The 16,387-nt window shown below is 40.9% G+C and carries 18 protein-coding genes; 5 read left to right on the forward strand and 13 right to left on the reverse strand.

Features of this window, described 5'->3' with window-relative positions; genetic code table 11:
- From ACIQVU_RS08945 to ACIQVU_RS08975, 7 genes are all read right to left on the reverse strand, one after another.
- Nucleotides 1-615, reverse strand: coding sequence for a histidine phosphatase family protein (locus ACIQVU_RS08945; protein WP_340805544.1), 615 nt, complete (start codon nt 613-615; stop codon nt 1-3).
- A complete protein-coding gene (locus ACIQVU_RS08950; RefSeq protein WP_340805543.1) occupies nt 612-1,700 on the reverse strand; it encodes a pyridoxal phosphate-dependent aminotransferase in 1,089 nt (362 codons plus the stop codon). The genes ACIQVU_RS08945 and ACIQVU_RS08950 overlap by 4 nt, the downstream gene beginning before the upstream one ends.
- On the reverse strand, nt 1,687-2,643 hold the full coding sequence (cbiB, locus tag ACIQVU_RS08955; protein WP_340805542.1) for an adenosylcobinamide-phosphate synthase CbiB: 957 nt from the start codon (nt 2,641-2,643) through the stop codon (nt 1,687-1,689). Before cbiB ends, ACIQVU_RS08950 begins: the two co-directional genes overlap by 14 nt.
- A complete protein-coding gene (locus ACIQVU_RS08960) occupies nt 2,637-3,323 on the reverse strand; it encodes an adenosylcobinamide amidohydrolase (protein WP_340805541.1) in 687 nt (228 codons plus the stop codon). The genes cbiB and ACIQVU_RS08960 overlap by 7 nt, the downstream gene beginning before the upstream one ends.
- Before the next feature lie 120 nt (nt 3,324-3,443).
- The gene (locus ACIQVU_RS08965) at nt 3,444-3,626 is read right to left on the reverse strand and encodes a hypothetical protein (RefSeq protein ID WP_340805540.1); all 183 of its coding nucleotides are present in this window, start codon (nt 3,624-3,626) and stop codon (nt 3,444-3,446) included.
- A 104-nt stretch (nt 3,627-3,730) separates the two neighbouring features.
- On the reverse strand, nt 3,731-5,089 hold the full coding sequence (locus ACIQVU_RS08970) for an aspartate kinase (RefSeq protein ID WP_340805539.1): 1,359 nt from the start codon (nt 5,087-5,089) through the stop codon (nt 3,731-3,733).
- A gap of 496 nt (nt 5,090-5,585) precedes the next feature.
- Nucleotides 5,586-6,338 (reverse strand): glucose 1-dehydrogenase, encoded by a 753-nt coding sequence (locus ACIQVU_RS08975; RefSeq protein WP_402895044.1) that lies wholly within the window; start codon nt 6,336-6,338, stop codon nt 5,586-5,588.
- Nucleotides 6,339-6,541: 203 nt separating this feature from the next.
- Here ACIQVU_RS08975 and ACIQVU_RS08980 point away from each other — a divergent pair, with 203 nt between their 5' ends.
- Nucleotides 6,542-7,153, forward strand: coding sequence for a TetR/AcrR family transcriptional regulator (locus ACIQVU_RS08980; RefSeq protein ID WP_340805538.1), 612 nt, complete (start codon nt 6,542-6,544; stop codon nt 7,151-7,153).
- On the opposite strand, the gene ACIQVU_RS08985 is transcribed toward ACIQVU_RS08980, so the two are convergent.
- Nucleotides 7,154-9,301: a type IA DNA topoisomerase gene (locus ACIQVU_RS08985; RefSeq protein WP_340805537.1), complete on the reverse strand. Its 2,148-nt coding sequence runs from the start codon at nt 9,299-9,301 to the stop codon at nt 7,154-7,156. It abuts the gene before it with no gap.
- 111 nt (nt 9,302-9,412) lie between these two features.
- Between ACIQVU_RS08985 and ACIQVU_RS08990 the strand changes: the two genes are divergently transcribed.
- A complete protein-coding gene (locus ACIQVU_RS08990; protein WP_340805536.1) occupies nt 9,413-9,967 on the forward strand; it encodes a dihydrofolate reductase family protein in 555 nt (184 codons plus the stop codon).
- Nucleotides 9,968-9,978: 11 nt separating this feature from the next.
- On the opposite strand, the gene nagZ is transcribed toward ACIQVU_RS08990, so the two are convergent.
- Both nagZ and ACIQVU_RS09000 read right to left on the reverse strand, forming a co-directional pair.
- Nucleotides 9,979-11,631 carry a beta-N-acetylhexosaminidase gene (gene nagZ / locus ACIQVU_RS08995; RefSeq protein ID WP_340805535.1) on the reverse strand — a complete coding sequence of 551 codons (1,653 nt, stop codon included), beginning with the start codon at nt 11,629-11,631 and terminating at the stop codon, nt 9,979-9,981.
- Between the two features lie 97 nt (nt 11,632-11,728).
- On the reverse strand, nt 11,729-12,496 hold the full coding sequence (locus ACIQVU_RS09000; protein ID WP_340805534.1) for a copper amine oxidase N-terminal domain-containing protein: 768 nt from the start codon (nt 12,494-12,496) through the stop codon (nt 11,729-11,731).
- A gap of 138 nt (nt 12,497-12,634) precedes the next feature.
- Here ACIQVU_RS09000 and ACIQVU_RS09005 point away from each other — a divergent pair, with 138 nt between their 5' ends.
- Entirely contained in the window at nt 12,635-13,030 is a 396-nt protein-coding gene (locus ACIQVU_RS09005; protein ID WP_340805533.1) for a glucosamine 6-phosphate synthetase, read from the forward strand.
- Nucleotides 13,031-13,237: 207 nt separating this feature from the next.
- Here ACIQVU_RS09005 and ACIQVU_RS09010 read toward each other — a convergent pair whose 3' ends face one another.
- On the reverse strand, nt 13,238-13,453 hold the full coding sequence (locus ACIQVU_RS09010) for a hypothetical protein (RefSeq protein WP_340805532.1): 216 nt from the start codon (nt 13,451-13,453) through the stop codon (nt 13,238-13,240).
- Between the two features lie 393 nt (nt 13,454-13,846).
- Nucleotides 13,847-14,356, reverse strand: coding sequence for a hypothetical protein (locus ACIQVU_RS09015; RefSeq protein ID WP_340805531.1), 510 nt, complete (start codon nt 14,354-14,356; stop codon nt 13,847-13,849).
- A gap of 136 nt (nt 14,357-14,492) precedes the next feature.
- On the opposite strand from ACIQVU_RS09015, the gene ACIQVU_RS09020 reads away from it, so the two are divergent.
- Together ACIQVU_RS09020 and ACIQVU_RS09025 are read left to right on the forward strand one after the other, a co-directional pair.
- The gene (locus tag ACIQVU_RS09020; protein WP_340805530.1) at nt 14,493-14,738 is read left to right on the forward strand and encodes a YkuS family protein; all 246 of its coding nucleotides are present in this window, start codon (nt 14,493-14,495) and stop codon (nt 14,736-14,738) included.
- Between the two features lie 115 nt (nt 14,739-14,853).
- Nucleotides 14,854-16,017 (forward strand): Ger(x)C family spore germination protein, encoded by a 1,164-nt coding sequence (locus ACIQVU_RS09025; protein WP_402895051.1) that lies wholly within the window; start codon nt 14,854-14,856, stop codon nt 16,015-16,017.
- Nucleotides 16,018-16,198: 181 nt separating this feature from the next.
- On the opposite strand, the gene ACIQVU_RS09030 is transcribed toward ACIQVU_RS09025, so the two are convergent.
- The gene (locus ACIQVU_RS09030; RefSeq protein WP_340805528.1) at nt 16,199-16,327 is read right to left on the reverse strand and encodes a hypothetical protein; all 129 of its coding nucleotides are present in this window, start codon (nt 16,325-16,327) and stop codon (nt 16,199-16,201) included.
- Between the last annotated feature and the right edge of the window lie 60 nt (nt 16,328-16,387).

The raw sequence follows: 16,387 nt of genomic DNA on the forward strand, positions 1-16,387 counted from the left end.
TCACACCTCCTGTAAATGCTGGATATTGCCAATCTCTTTCACAAGCCACTGCTGGTCTTTATAAGCAATAACCGTCACACTTGTCCCATGGATAAAGGGTGCTGCCCATAGCTCACAAATATCGCGCTGTAAAATAGCATTGACAATACATTTAATCGTAACGGCATGTGACACAAGCAACACTGGCTGATTCCTATGCCGTTTAGCAATTTTTTCTAACACAGACATAGCTCGTGCTGTCACAGCACTAAAGCTTTCTGTATGTGTTGCTATAAATTGTGCAGGGTCATGTGTATACCGTTCATAATTCAGCCGATCTGTCGTCATAATATCTTCAATTCGCTGCCCTTGCCAGTCCCCCAAATAGATTTCGCGTAACTGCTCCTCATAATAGATAGGTAGCTGTCGCGTCGCCGTTAAAATTGCCATTGTTTCCTTAGCACGACCACTTGAGCTACTATAGCCAGCCACAAACGGAATGGACTGTAATTGCTGCTGGAGCTTTTGTGCAGCCTCCTTGCCAGCAGCCGTTAATGGTGAATCTAGCCAGCCCTGTAAGCGCTGCTCCTGATTCCACACGGTTTCACCATGTCTTACTAAATAAAAAGTTGTCACATTGCTCTCCCCTTATTAAACCATGCTTGTAAGCAATGATATAAATAGGTCATCGCTGCTACATCCTTGATGCCAATGCGGAACCATTGCCCCTGTAAGCCCTGAAAGTTTTTGGTATGGCGTAGCACAACGCCCTTTGCTAAACAATATGTAAAAAAGTCATCCGCCCGCTGGTCTTTCGGCAACGAGAAGCATACATAATTGGTTACACTATTTGTCACCTGACAGCCATTGCCCTGTAAATAGTGCTGAAGTTGCTCCCGCTGTGTGGCAGCATAGGCAATTGCCTGCTGACAATAGTGCTGCTCATCCAAGCAGCCTGCTCCAATTACTAGTGCAAAGGCATTTATATTCCAATGCGGTAGCACCTCTCGCAATGTCGCTACAATTGGTGGATGTGCCACTAAATAGCCAAGCCGTAAGCCCGGAATCGCATACATTTTCGTCATGGAACGTACCACAATGACATGTGGATTTTTAGCGCTAGCTTGAATCATGGAAGATGACTCGTCCACCCAATCCATAAAAGCCTCATCCAGCACAAGCTCACAGTCAACTGCGGCTCCATACGCTATTAATGCCTCTATGTCCTCTTTTGTAGGCAATACCCCTGTTGGATTATTAGGCGTACAAAGATAAAGCGCATCTGCCTGCACCATTGCCCGCTTAAGCTGCTCCATTGGCAATGTATACGCCATAAAATCCGTCACAATTACTGGTATAATCGTTGCCCCGACAGCACGCAGTGTACGCTCATATTCCGAAAAGGTTGGATGCACAACAATAACCTGCTTCTGTGCATAGCGTCTTGCCAGCGCATTAAACAGCTCTGCTGCGCCATTTCCTAGTACAATCCTATCCTTTGCCACCTGATGAAAGGCTGCCACCTTTGTTAGAAATGGCTCGCCATTTGGGTCTGGATAACGCTGAAGCAATGGATAAAATGCTTGCCAGCATGCCTCCACAAAGGCTGGTGGTCCTGCGGCATTGACATTTTCACTAAAATCATAGACCTCCTTTGGCATCTGCAAGCCTAATCGCTGATAAACATGCTGTGGATTTGCGCCATGATTAGGCAATAACATAGATCAACACCTCCACTGCCACCATGACAAGCATAAAGAGCCACGTAGCCATACGCATGTGCGTAATGGATGTGACAATATGCTCCTTCGTTAACGGCACTAGCCTTTCTCCCATTAATGCACGATGTGAAATAACCCCTTGATAGCTATTTCTGCCTCCAAGCTGCACGCCAAGCTGTACAGCCGTTGCTGCCTCTAAATAGCCACTATTAGGGCTTGGATGCTTCCTTGCATCCTGAACCCAACGCTTTAAGCGCTTGCCAAGCGACCAGTCTGTTTCATTTTTTGTACCTAGCACCATAAGTAAGCCTGTTAGACGACTTGGAATAAAGTTTAACACATCATCCAGCTTCGCCGAGAACATGCCAAAGTCCTGATATTTTTCATTTTTATAGCCAACCATGGAGTCTAACGTATTGACAGCCTTATAGCCCCATAAGCCAATTGCGCCAAAGAGCAATGCATAAAAAAGCGGAGCCGTTACACCATCACTTGTATTTTCAGAAACGGTTTCCACCACGCCACGGACAATTTCATCCTCGCCAAGCTGATCGGTATCACGCCCTACAATCCATGATAGCTTGACACGTGCTTCGGCAAAATCGCCCTGTACAAGCGGCTCATATACCGCCAGCGCCGCTTCCTTTAGGCTGCGCTGTGCCAAGCCAATGCCAATGAGCAGCCCTTCTACCGCAATGCCAAAAAGCAGGCTTACTTGATAGCTTAGCAGTACAATGAGGGTCACCACAAACATCGTTGTGCCCACAACAGCCAACGCCATCACCATACCACGTAGCTTACGCCATTTCCCCTTATTCCATAAAGCCGTTTGCGCTTGAATCAGCTTACCAATCCAGCGTACAGGATGCGGCAGCCTTGGCGGGTCCCCTACCACTAAGTCGAATAACAGCCCTATTAGACAGGCAATGATCAGTGTCAACATTGTGCCTTCTCCTCTTTATCTTGTTTATAGCGGGCAATTGCCTCACGCATTGTTGTATAAACGCCATAGCCAATCACCTTGCCAAGCAGCGTAATAGGCCCTGCATATTGATGGTAGTCGCCCTCTTCTGTAGAGGCAATAAGCAAGCTATCGGTTGAAGTGCCTGTAGCCTGTGTGCCCGTTGTAGGGTCTATGATTGCTTCATCCACTACTGCCTTGACCTTTGCCTCTGTTGTCGAAATCATTGCCTGAAATAATGCTTCATCAGACAGCTTGCCATTAATGAGCACCCATGTATTAATCGTGCCTGCATGGTACTGCTCCTCTCGATGGAATGCGCGCGTAATATCAACCGCATTACCAAGCCCTGCTGTAATCATAATAACAATCTGGATACCTTCATATGTAAATTCTCGCACGGTCGCAAATTTCGCTTGTACAGCCGTCATCATTGCCACCGTATTGTCGATTGGAAAGCCCTGTGCCTGCAAAAATTGCTGGTACTCCTGATGGGGCTGTCTTTCATCATATGTGATTGGCACTGTACGGTTCATTAAATGTGTATAGTAGCCAAAGCCGGGGTTATGCATCGCTGAGGATACAACCTTGAGTGGTGAAGCAACTCGCAGTGCAATATAGTTGTCGAAAACCTCAATATGCTCCTTGCCAAGTATGGGCATCTTCTCATCTCCTTTTTATCCGTCTAGAACGGAACATAAAAAAACAAATTCTTACAAGAAGAATTTGTACTGTTGATGCTCTCATATTATACTTAAATTATTTATGCTTGCACAGCGCTGTTATTGTTTTTGTTTTAGATGCTTAAAGCGAATAACAGAGCCGATAATAATAAAGACCCATCCAATGGCTATATAAACAATTTTCATCGTCTTTGTGGATGATGGCAAAATATCCATAATCGTTAAACAAACAAAAAGTATCCCGATTACGGAAAATAGCATCCCGATTGATAAATTTTTCACACAAGACCCTCCCAACTATGTATGCCCTCGATTTTACCGTATTCTTGGCAAAAAGAAAACACCAATCCAAGCTAGAAAGCCTTGGATTAGTGTGGTTATTGTTGTTAAGCCTTTGCATGCGCGAAAAACTCTTCATATAGCGCTTGTAAAATGCGGTTTTCATATTCCTGAAGTACACCAAACACAAGACTTACTTCAGACGAGCCTTGATTAATCATTTCAATGTTTGCGCCTGTTCTTGAAATCGCTGTGGCAGCGCGAGCAGCTAATCCTGTATTATGGCGCATTCCCTCTCCAACAATCACAATCATTGAGAAGCCATGGCGCATCTCTACGTGATCTGCATGCAGCTCCTCTTTCACACGGCTAAGAATACGTGCTTCACTTTCTGGTGTTAGCTGATTCGAACGCATAATAACGGAAATATCATCTAAGCCAGATGGTGTGTGTTCATAAGAAATATGCTCATCTTCTAAAATTTGAAGCAGCTTTCGTCCAAAGCCTACTTCACGGTTCATTAAATATTTAGAAACATATAATGTTGAAAAGCCACTGTCTGCCGAAATACCTGTAACAGGACGACCTGTTGCAGGGCGGCTTGGTACAATACGTGTACCTGGGGCTGAAGGATTATTTGTATTTTTAATGTTCACTGGCACCCCAATCTTGTAGACAGGCATTAACGCTTCATCATGGAATACCGAAAAGCCTGCATAGGATAGTTCACGCATTTCGCGATACGTAATTTCTTTAATTTCCACTGGATCATTAACAACCTTCGGATTTGCAGAGAACACACAATCTACATCCGTAAAGTTTTCATAAAGCTCTGCTTCAACGGCTGCCGCTAAAATAGAGCCTGTAATATCAGAGCCGCCACGGTCAAACGTTCGCAATATGCCCGCTTTAGTGTAACCGAAGAAACCAGGGAACACAATAATTTCTTTTGTATCTTTTAATGACGCTAAATTTGTATATGCCTCTGGTAAAGCAAAGGTACGTTCTGGTAAATCATTGACCACCAAACCTTCCTTCGGGCTTACATAGCGAGCAGGCATACCGATTGCATTAAAATAGGCGGCAATAAGCTTCGCGTTATTATCTTCACCTGCTGCTTTAAGGCTGTCGACAAATAAATCAATATTCGCTTTATCACCTTGTACACGTTCACGTAAATCCTCAGCAATAATATCACAAATAGCATGGTCTAATGCTAAGCCGTCTGCAATCGCCTTATAGCGATTCACAACTGTTTGTAATTTTTCTTCGATATCCTCATTTTGCAACGCTGCATTTGCTAATTGAATTAATAGGTCTGTTACTTTTATATCGTCACCAGAGCGTTTCCCCGGCGCTGAAACAGCAACGATTTTACGTGCTGGATTCGATTTCACAATATTTGCTACCTTTTGAATTTGCTCTGCACTTGCTACAGATGTTCCACCAAATTTACATACGATCATATCTATCAAATCCTAACTTTTTCAAATTAATTGTATTCCTATAAAAAACATTTGACTTTACACAGTGTACAAATTATCATTTCCCACGTCAATACAATTTCAAAAATTCACGCAATTTATCGAGAAAATGGACAATTTTCGTACTATTTGATTTATTATACGGATTTCATTTGAAATAGTTAAGGTTTTTATGCATTTTTTTCAGGATGTTCACATAATGTTAATGAAGAAAACGCTTACTCTTCCTATCATATGCACAATGCATAACGATGTTTGTGTTTATCATGATTTTAATAAAGCATGGGGGACTATAAAGGAGATTGCTCTCGCTTCGATTCGCGAGTATTTACTTCTGCTTCACGGATATTCGCTCATGCTCCGCGAGTATTCTCTCTGCTCGTGTGTATTTACTTCTGCTCTGCGAGTATTCGCTTCTTTTGTCCATAAAAAAACTAGGCTCATCTCAGTATGATGCCTAGTTTTTTCATCTATATGATTAAATTGCTGTCCAGCCGCCGTCAATGACTAGCTCTGCGCCTGTCATAAAGCGTGATTCATCAGAGGCAAGGAAGACAACGCCATATGCTACATCCTCAGGCTCACCAAAGTACGGTAGCTGCGTATATGCTTGGTAATAAGGCAGTGCGCCGCCTTCCTCCATAGTAGGGGCTGTCATTGGTGTCACAATAATTCCTGGGTGAACCGAATTGACGCGAATTTTATCTTTGCCGTACTCAATAGCAGCCGATTTCGAAAGCACACGTAGCGCTCCTTTTGCAGCTGTATATGGGCTTGTTCCAGCCATTCCAACAATACCGCCAATAGAAGAAATATTGATGATCGAACCGCCGCCAGCCTTTTGCATTTCAGGAATAACGTATTTCATGCCAATAATACAGCCATTTAAATTAATATCCATGACTTTATTCCATTCATCCATTTCCATATTAGCAATTGTTTTTGGTGATGACACGCCCGCATTGTTGACAAGCACATCGACTTTGCCATAAGCCTTTACTGCCTCTGCAATGACGGCCTTCCATTCATCCTCAGACGTTACATTATGCTGAAGACCAATAATATCTCCACCATTTTCTTTAATATCTGCGACTAAGCCCAGCAGTGGCTCAATTTGCACATCTGTTGCAATGACCTTTGCTCCTTCTTGTGCAAAAAGCTTTGCCTCTGAAGCACCCATACCCATGGCTGCACCTGTAATAATTGCTACTTTTCCAGTTAAACGACCCATCTAAAAAACTTCCCTTCTCTTTTAGAAATGAACAATCCGTGAATACATTAACAACTAGTTGTATTATCGACACTGTGTCGTTAATATAATTATAACCTTTTACGCACAAAGGGCAAACAACACTCACGCCATTTATGACGCATTGACAACATTTTCGAGCCATCTGTTGTCAAACAATTAAATTTAATACAAGGAGCATGAAAATGTCGAAAAAATTAGACCCTCGTGTAAGAAGAACACGCCAATTATTAAGAGATGCATTAGTGGCATTAATTGATGAACAAGGCTATGAGAAAATTACGGTGCAGGATATTACACAGCGTGCAACCCTAAACCGTGCCACTTTTTATTTACATTATCGTGATAAGCTAGATTTACTGTATCAAAGCTCAGCGGAGATTTTGCAGGAATTAGTAAGCAGTATTCAGCCAACCGTGCGAGAAAAAAAGGAAGTTAATTTATTGCCCAATTATGACCAGCCACATGAAACATTTATGCATCTATTTGAGCAAATTGCGCTTAATAGCAAGCTTTATAAGGTTTATTTAACAGAGCAAAATATTCCGTATTTTGCGGCTGGCTTAAAGGACATTATTATTGAGTTTGTAGCAAACGGTATTGCTTTAATGGAGCCTAATGATCAGAAGCTTACTGTGCCGCGTGATATGGCTGTGCGCTTTTATGCCGCTGCCTTTCTTGAGGTCATTATTTGGTGGCTTGAGCATGATATGCCCTATACACCCAAATTTATGGCGACACAGCTTATGCGACTTACGATAAAGGGACCATATATGGACAATCCCTTTCAGCAATAGCTATTGCTTTTTATCTGGAAAATGCATCTGCCAGCTAAAATAATTGTTATCTGCATGTTTTGTATATTGTAAATAGGCATCAAATTTCTGCCCTTTTTTACTTGTTAAGCCTTTCACCAGCACCGTCCCTTTGGCAAGTAAGGCTTTTACCATTGTTTTCGTTGGCTTTTTCTTTAAGGCTACAAGAAATTTATCGTTTTTCCAAATAACAAATGGACAGCCATTTTGCCAATTGCTGCAGCCGAAGCCCCTCTGCCCTTCAATGACCTGATGGCCGCATAGAGGGCATTTGCCAACTGCCTCAAATTTTTTCTTTGTACGTGTGACCTTCGTTAATAGCACATCCTCGCTGCTTTTAATGGTATGCACAGCTTGAACCGTAAATTGGCAAATAAAGTGTAAAAACTGCTCTTTGGAATATCTTCTTTTTTCAATGTCAGCCAATGTTTTTTCTAGCCGTCCTGTAAATTCTAAATCAAATAAATCTTTCACAGGAAAGGTTTCCACTAAATTGCGCCCAAGCTCTGTGCATACTAAGCTTTTATTGTCCATAGTGATATAGCCAACCGTCAGCAGCTTTTTAATCGTTTCGGCGCGTGTAGCAGGTGTGCCAATACTATAGCCGCTTAAAATAGCCGCCATTGTATCAGGGTCATCCACACCCTTTCCACATGTTTCCATTACACGCAGCAATGTTTTTTCGCTATGGCGCTTAGGTGGTGTTGTTACATGCTTGGTAATTTGATGCTCCGTAATATGAACAGGCTCATTAACATGCACAAGTGGCAAAATAATATCCGTTGAGGCAATGGCTTCAACCTTTTTCCAGCCCTCTACTAATTGCACCCTCCCCTTTGTCGCAAAAATTCCCGGTATCTCCTGCACCTTCGTTGTAATACGTGTTTCCTCATATTCTGCAACAGGCATAAACTGCATCATAAAACGGTTTTTAATAGCCTGATAAACAATTGCCTCATCTGTTGCTAATGATTTCGGTAGCACATATGTAGGAATAATAGCACTATGGCTTTCCACTTTTGCATTGTCAAAAATTCGCTTGTTCTTTGTAAACTGAATCTCATGCTCATACGGTAAGCCTGCTTTTAGACGCTCCAGCACGTTAGCGGTTTTCTCCACTAAGCTTTCCTCTAACACGACGCTGGCTGTACGAGGATACGTAATATACTTTTTCTCATAAAGTGTTTGTGCCACTTTAAGCACCTTATCAGATGTCCAGCCCTTATATTTACTTGTAATAAAGCCCTGTAAATTCGATAAATTAAAGAGCATTGGTGGATATTCCTTTTTACGCTCTACCTTTTTATCCACAATCATGGCTTGCTGCTGATCAAGCGCCTGCTCAATACGCTCTAAATCCTCTCTATTTTTAAACCTATCGACCTTATTTTCATAATAAATGCCCTCATAGGCTCGCCCATCCTCGGTGCTAAATTGTGCGGCTAATTTAAAATAGTCCTCAGGGACAAAGCGTTCGATTTCCTGATCGCGATCATAAATGATTTTTAATGTAGGCAAAAGCACACGCCCAATGTTTAACGCTTTACCTGTGCCTTGCTGATATTTTAATGTCGCAACAGATGTTAAGTTAATGCCAATCAGCCAGTCCGCCCATTGACGGCTTACCCCTGCATCCTGCAATGGCTTTAATTCACTATTCGGCTTGATCGTCGCCAGCCCTTTACGCACCTCATCCGCTGTCCATTCATTTAATAGCAAACGGTACACAGGCTTTTGGCGATTTAGCTGATAAATAATACTATCTCCAATAATTTGCCCCTCACGATCAAAATCACAGGCTGAAATAATCATCTGTACATCTGAACGATTAATTAGGCGTTGAATAATTTGTAATTGCTTTCTTGCGCCCGCATCCTCCTTACCACGCTTTTTCGCATCCATTTTCACCTTGTAGCGAAAGTGCTCTGGCATAAATGGAAAGTTCTCCATCTGCCATTTTGCCATTTTTGAATCATAGTCCTTCGCATCATAAAGCTGTAAAAGATGCCCAAAAGCCCACGAAATAATATAGCCATTGCCCTCAAAGAAGCCGTCCTGCTTCTTTTTAATATGCAAGGCATCTGCAATATTTTTCGCAACAGAGGGCTTCTCCGCTAAAATAAATTTCATGAATGACCGCTCCTTACCCGAATGTTTGTTCTTTATTATACTAAGAAATTCGCAATGTTTCAAAGGAGCTGTTATGATGAATGCTAGATTAAAATTGAAAGGAACGTAACTATGGCAGATAGAAAAATCATATTAGATTTAGCGGTTACATTAGATGGCTTTATTGAAGGTAAAAATGGCGAAGTGGATTGGTGTATTATGGAGCCTGATATGGAATTTACAAGCTTTTTACATGAGATTGATACGATTTTATATGGCAGAAAAAGCTATGAGGCATGGGGGCAATATACACCTGATACTAATAATGAGGAAGACAAACAATTTTGGTCACTTATTCATAGCAAAGGCAAGTACGTCTTTTCCAGCACACTGCAAGACCAGCATCATAATGTTACCCTTATTCACGAAAATATTGCCGAGGAAATGTTCAAGCTTAAACAAAAGCAGGGCAAAAATATTTGGCTTTATGGTGGGGCAAGTTTGATTACAACATTTATTAATTTAGGGCTTATCGATGAATTTCGCCTCTCTGTTCACCCTGTTGTCTTAGGTGAAGGCAAGCCATTATTTACAAATATTACGGAGCGACTTCAGCTAACGCTTATCCAAACAAAAGCATTTTCCTCTGGTGTTGTGCAGCTTATTTATCAAAAGGGGGATGTTTAGTCCCCCCTCTACTATTTCATATACGTATTTAAAACATGATTAATCGCTGTATTAAGCTTATTAATATCAACTGGTGCTGCTTGGTTATTGCTGAGCCCATATTTTTGCTTGAGCTGAATAATTCTACGTACACTGTCATCAATGCGCTCCTCAGTGAGCTCACCATTAGCAACAGCCGCCTTTATTGCCTCTATAGCCACCTGCACATTGCCATACTCATGGGCAATTAACACAATATCATTGCCTGCCTTCACAGCATTCACTGCCGCCTGCCTCATATCAAAATGATTGGTAATTGCCTTCATGGTCATATCATCTGTCATCACAACACCATCAAAGCCAAGCTGATTGCGTAAAATGCCTGTAATAATGTCCGTTGACATCGAGGAAGGATACTGAGCATCAAGCTCTGACAATAATATATGTGCCACCATGACCACATCCGCACCATTCTCAATGGCGGTCTTAAATGGGATAAGCTCTAGCTGCTGTAGGTCTGCCAAGCTTTTTGTCACCTTGGGCAATGCTAAATGAGAATCCACCGCTGTATCACCATGTCCCGGGAAATGCTTCACCACTGGAATCACCTGCTGCGCTGCTAGCCCCTTCATTGTTTGAATCCCTAGCTTACTCACAATAGCAGGCTCACTTGCAAACGCACGATTGCCAATAATCGGGTTATTGGGATTACTGTTAACATCAAGCACAGGAGCAAAATTAAGATTAAAGCCAAATGCCTGTAATTGCTTCCCTAGCAATTGACCAATCTCATAGGAAAATTGCGCTTCATTAACCTCCCCAATTTTTTGATTGGTTGGGAGGTTTGTCAGACCACCTGGTAGCCTTGTGACAGCACCGCCCTCCTGATCTGTGCCAATAAACAACGGGAAACGATTAGAGGCATTTTCAGTCTTTATAGCATTGATTAGTGCTACTGTTTGCTCAGGCGTTGCTAGATTATTGGCATAGAAAATAAGCCCGCCCACTTTCAACTGATGAATCAGGTTTATTGTGTCCTGCTGAAGTGCTGTACCTGACACACCTGCAAATAGCATTTGACCAACTTTTTCATCTAAGCTCATCTGCTCCACAATATCCTCCTCTAATGCTGTATAAACAGAAATATGATGGACAACAGGATTTGCATTGGCATCTGTTGGCTTTGGCAAAATCCATTTTAGCTGGTATATGTCCGTTACCTGATAAACTAAAATGATTTGATCTGCTGTATCATCCTGATAAAAGCGGACTTCATCAGGCTCACCCATTGTTTGCTGAATTGCTGCTAGATCAATGGCTTGTATATCGGCTTGAAAGGAGCGAATATCAAAGGCACGTGTTCCTTGATAGCCAATTGTGACCTGCTGATCGACATACTCCTCATACTCGCCACCTGCTGCTTGTGCTACTTGCTGAGGCTCTCCCCATTGCTGATAAACGGCTTTTTTCTGTGCCTCGCCCACTACAAATGGCACTGCTGGCACTTTCCCTTCCTTCGCCAAGCTTGCAACCTCCTGAATCAATGCCTGATGATTCGGCGTATCCTCTTCAACGGGAGGCGGCGCTGACTCTTTTGCTGGTTGCATCCTTATACCAATCAATAATAGACAAGCTGCAATAAGAAGTACAATGACTAGCAGCAAGGCACGTTTTCTGTTGTGCATAGGCAACCTCCTTTCTTCTCTATAGCAAGAAAGGAGGCTGCCTGGAAAGAGTTATCTCTCCAGACAGCCTCTTATTCTTAGCATACTATAGTATGCCCTAATTGATCGGCTGATCCTCAAAAATGGTTTGATAGTCATCGACCACTAGCTGACCATTTTCCTCGATAAATGTTAAGATTTCCTTTGTTTGATAAAATGCAGGCTCACTTGTTGTCGTTTTATATGTAATCGTTGCGGTCATATCATCGATCGTAAAATCAAACGCAACAACCCATGGGCTTGATACACCAATTACAAACTTGCCTTCTTCCCCATTTACATGGAGTTGCTCCTGCATAAATCGTTCCTTAGCCTTGTCTGACATCATCTGATAGCGCGGCATACCATCCCTTGTTTTTAAGGCATGTGCCCAAATGGCTGTTAAGCTTTCGATATCGTGAAATTCAATGGAGATTCCTCGCTGCTTTTGATCGAACTGCACCGTTCCACCAAGAGCTTCAGCAATAAAGCGCAAATTCACATACATACGACCATTGATAATTTGTGGTGCTTGTTGAAGCTGTACCTCTTTGCCATTTAGCAACACTGCTTTTTTACCAGCAGTAAGCGACAGTGTTGTATGATCATTTGTTGCCACAACGGTTTTTGTGTCATTATTAAAGGTTACTTTCATATTTAGTACGGCAAAAAACTCTTTAAATGGGACAAGTGTATGCCCGCTTGGCGTAATTATTCCTTGTAATGCCTGCTGCGCACCATTTATCGAAATCGTTGGACGATCAGTTGTTGCTGCATCAGCCTGGACAGTTGTAAATAGTAAGCTACTACATAATATACTGCTGAGTAAATATGCAGAACGTTTCATCGAATTATCACTCCTTTCGTTCTATTATATTCACTGTACCAAATAACCAGCTTGCATGGAATACTTTTCCTTCTTTAAAAATATTATTGTAAGCTAGCAAAAAGGTGTTAAAATATGCTTATAAAGGGGGATGCTGCAATGAGAAAATTAAGTAAAAGGAATATATTATGGATTATACCTATTGCAATTTTAGGGGTATTTTGGTACTTTTATGGTCCGCAAAAAGATATAACGGACAATGAATATATTACATATGTAAAAAGCTATTCCTATGAAAATAGTACAAAAACATTAGAGGATGCCTTTGCCTCTGCCTGTGAAAATCCATATTGGGTTTATTTTGAAACACAAAAGGGGCAGGATGTAGTCGAATTCAAGGGGGATTGTCCTGTTGATAATAAAGTAACGAAAGTCAATGTGCAGTTTCTTGTAGATAAAGATATGACAAGCGTCCAATCAGGTGCAATGCTTGCTGATAGTAAAATGCAGGAGGAAGCAGATCGCGATCAATTTATACTGGCACTTGTTCAATAGACTTAGCAGAGGCTGGGACATAACTCATTTTATTGAGAAAAATCAAAAAATGAATGTTATTTTTGTGATTTATTAAAGTATATGTGTTCTAATAACGCAAAAAAATGTTAGACCAAACTTGTAAATGGTCTAACATTTTTTCTTTTGTCCCAGCCTCATTTGCCCATCAAAAAACCCATGCAATGGTTTGCATGGGTTGAGCTGCTATTAACAATTTTCGATAGAGCGGGCGGATCGTAAAATCGTCTGCTCAATCAAGCGAATTTCATTATTTAATTTCGTAATTGCCGCTTCAATTTGTTGATAGCGCTCCAGTTGACTAATCTTCTCCGTTGGTATGGAATGTTTTAAAGCGGCTTGCCCTGCATATAAGCTTGCTAGTAAATCTAGCTTTTGAAAATAAGCTGTGCTATATTGCTCCATGTCACCCAGCCCCTCACCTATAAACTTTTTAATCATTGTATGAATTAATGCTCATATTAGCACTATAACCGAAAATAGCTGCGACAAAACTCCATCTATTTTATTATTTATTACCCAAATTACGGTAAACAACCATCCTTACAAATTACCTATACCTTTGAATATATCAATTTTTTATTAAATATTCGTGAAATATAGTTGTGAATTGATAGATTTTAACAAATATAGTTAGGAAGCACCCTTTATCATTCTCCATATCAAAAAATATAGAGAACCAACCATGCCTATAGTTTGTCCTCTATATCTTTATGTCTTCCAGCTACTACATATGTCTATTTTGTGAAAACATTTAGACGATGCACTCCTACTTCAAGCATAGAGTGGCTTCTCCCTTTATGCTTGAAAATAATAATCCACCACATCCTGCACAGACTGAAACACTTTATTATCTTGGGTTTTATAAATAAATGTTGGATTTGTGCAAGCTTTGTATAGGCTTTTCGCTTGCTTTAACGTATCTGTCATTTGCTCAATAATATCTGTATACCCATCTAGCTGATTGGATATTTTCGACAACATTATGGGTGCTATATCTAAAACAATGCCTACTTGATCTTCGGCATAGCTATTTAAATTAATATAAAACCATTCCTCTAAATTTTTTGAATGCTGATCCACATTAACCGTTGCCTCCTGATAGTTGGCAATTAAGCCCGTGGATGTCTTGGTCACCGTAAAGCCCTGCTTTGATAGCCTATCTTCCATAAGCTTTAGCAAGCGCTCCGCCTCTACATGTAATTTGGGTGTAACCGTTGATTCAATAAGTTGCGTACACTGCTGATAAATTGCATCTATTTCTGCTTGCTTGTCAACAAGTATTTTAAAATTGGCGATGGAATACATACCTCATCCTCCCTTTTTACTAAGCTAGACATTCTATACACATTTTAGTCAATCAGTGAGGCAATTTATTTAGACGATGCCAAATGCATAAGAAGCAAGAAGAAATGGCACATTAGTTGTAGGAGGTGGACAAAGCATGTCTAAAATTATTGGTGTTGAACAATCCTTATCAAATATTGAGGATGCTTTAAAGGCAAAGGGCTATGAAGTGATTCAGCTACGCAATGAAGAGGATGCTAAAAGCTGTGATGCTTGCGTTATTACAGGGCAAGACCGAGATGTAATGGGCATTAGCGATCCTGTGATGGCTGGGCCTGTTATTGATGCGGATGGACTTTCTGCCAATGAAGTTGTACAGCGTGTCGAGAAATATTTCCATTAATAAGAGAAAAGCCGAGCTTTGATGGAATAGCTCGGTTTTTCTGCTACTTTGGCTTATAATACATAGCTTTTTCGTCCACACTAAAGTATATGAACTTTGCAAAGTAGGGAGATATATGAGCCGAAAAAATATCGCAATGATGATTTTTATGCTAGTTGCAACGTTGCTATTAACAGGTTGCTGGGACGTGACAGAGCCGCAGCGAATGTATTATGTACAAGGTGTTGGCGTTGATTACGAGGATAATGAATATATAACCTATTTACAAATTATCAACTTTGCCACTGTTGCCAAAACAGAGCAGGCGAACCCTGATGCTGCGCCTACTGAAATTGGGCAAGCAAGAGGGAAAACAGTTGAGGAAGCCATTTATAAATTATATCGCTCCATGGATCAGGACGTGTTTTGGGGGCATATGACCTTTCTGCTATTCTCTGAAAAAGCCCTGCAAAATGAGCATGCCATTTCGGTGATTGATACATTTTTACGCTTTCGGGAAACACGCTATCATATTTGGGTATATTGTACACAAGACCCTATCGAGGATGTTTTATTAGTATCGCCATTATTAAAACGGTCACCAACCGCTGCGAAGCTAAGTAATCCTAAAAATATTGCAGAGCAAAATTCATTTGTTGATCCTATTAATTTAAGACAGCTTGTGATTGGCTTAAATGAGCCAAGCTATGAGATTAGCATTCCTTATGTGACCATCAATAAAAACTGGGAAACAGAGCAGGAGGATACAACAGAAACGAGCTTTTCAGGTGTTGGTGTGCTGTCCAAAGATAGCTTCAAAGGCTTTATTAAAGGGCAAGCAGCTAGAGGCATTGAATGGATGAGCGATGAAACAAATCAAGCAGAAGTAACCGTCCAGTTAAATAATGACGAGCAAGATCATTTAACCGTTGATATTAAAAAGCTAAGCGTGAACGTAAAGCCCATTGTGCATAATAATCAAGCAGCATTTGATGTGCTTTTAAAATTTAATGTTGTTTTAAATGGCTTTAAGGGTAAGCTCTCATCTGATGAGGTGCGAGAGAAAGTAAGCGCAGAAATCAAAAAAGAAATTATGGATACCTTTAAGAAAGGCTTGGAAATGGATACAGATGTCTTTCGCTTATCCGAATATCTTTATCGGAATAATGTAAAGGTATGGAAAAAGGTAGAACAGGATGGCAAAATTCCCCTAACCGAGGACTCTATTCGTAAAATTGATATCCATATTAATAAAATTAGCCCAGGACGTAAAACATTTGCTGAAACCATTGAAGAATAACTGCAACAAGAGGCTGGGACAAAAGAAAAAATGTTAGACCATTTACAAGTTTGGTCTAACATTTTTTTGCGTTATTAGAACACATATACTTTAATAAATCACAAAATAACATTCATTTTTGATTTTCTCAATAAAACGAGTTCTGTCCCAGCCTCTTCTCCATTGTTAAGTCATTGATCATCTACTTTACCTCAAATTCTTGAATACGTGCAATGGCATACTGCACTTTTTCTTGCTGTGCCTTGTCATATGTGCTAAAGCAGCCTACGATAATCTCATGAAACGGATGCCCGCTCACTAATGCATACACAATATAGACCTTGTTACTTTTTTCATGCTATTTACACCTCCCTTCAACCTGTTACTAATG

The organism is Lysinibacillus sp. NPDC098008, assembly GCF_044760715.1.
Classification (GTDB): Bacteria; Bacillota; Bacilli; order Bacillales_A; family Planococcaceae; genus Lysinibacillus.

Coding starts and splice junctions, on each gene's coding strand:
- ACIQVU_RS08950 (WP_340805543.1), bottom strand. CDS start 1,700: ATGTTATTGCCTAATCATGGCGCAAATCCACAGCATGTTTATCAGCGA.
- cbiB (WP_340805542.1), bottom strand. CDS start 2,643: ATGTTGACACTGATCATTGCCTGTCTAATAGGGCTGTTATTCGACTTA.
- ACIQVU_RS08960 (WP_340805541.1), bottom strand. CDS start 3,323: ATGCCCATACTTGGCAAGGAGCATATTGAGGTTTTCGACAACTATATT.
- ACIQVU_RS08970 (WP_340805539.1), bottom strand. CDS start 5,089: ATGATCGTATGTAAATTTGGTGGAACATCTGTAGCAAGTGCAGAGCAA.
- ACIQVU_RS08975 (WP_402895044.1), bottom strand. CDS start 6,338: ATGGGTCGTTTAACTGGAAAAGTAGCAATTATTACAGGTGCAGCCATG.
- ACIQVU_RS08980 (WP_340805538.1), top strand. CDS start 6,542: ATGTCGAAAAAATTAGACCCTCGTGTAAGAAGAACACGCCAATTATTA.
- ACIQVU_RS08985 (WP_340805537.1), bottom strand. CDS start 9,301: ATGAAATTTATTTTAGCGGAGAAGCCCTCTGTTGCGAAAAATATTGCA.
- ACIQVU_RS08990 (WP_340805536.1), top strand. CDS start 9,413: ATGGCAGATAGAAAAATCATATTAGATTTAGCGGTTACATTAGATGGC.
- nagZ (WP_340805535.1), bottom strand. CDS start 11,631: ATGCACAACAGAAAACGTGCCTTGCTGCTAGTCATTGTACTTCTTATT.
- ACIQVU_RS09000 (WP_340805534.1), bottom strand. CDS start 12,496: ATGAAACGTTCTGCATATTTACTCAGCAGTATATTATGTAGTAGCTTA.
- ACIQVU_RS09005 (WP_340805533.1), top strand. CDS start 12,635: ATGAGAAAATTAAGTAAAAGGAATATATTATGGATTATACCTATTGCA.
- ACIQVU_RS09010 (WP_340805532.1), bottom strand. CDS start 13,453: ATGGAGCAATATAGCACAGCTTATTTTCAAAAGCTAGATTTACTAGCA.
- ACIQVU_RS09015 (WP_340805531.1), bottom strand. CDS start 14,356: ATGTATTCCATCGCCAATTTTAAAATACTTGTTGACAAGCAAGCAGAA.
- ACIQVU_RS09020 (WP_340805530.1), top strand. CDS start 14,493: ATGTCTAAAATTATTGGTGTTGAACAATCCTTATCAAATATTGAGGAT.
- ACIQVU_RS09025 (WP_402895051.1), top strand. CDS start 14,854: ATGAGCCGAAAAAATATCGCAATGATGATTTTTATGCTAGTTGCAACG.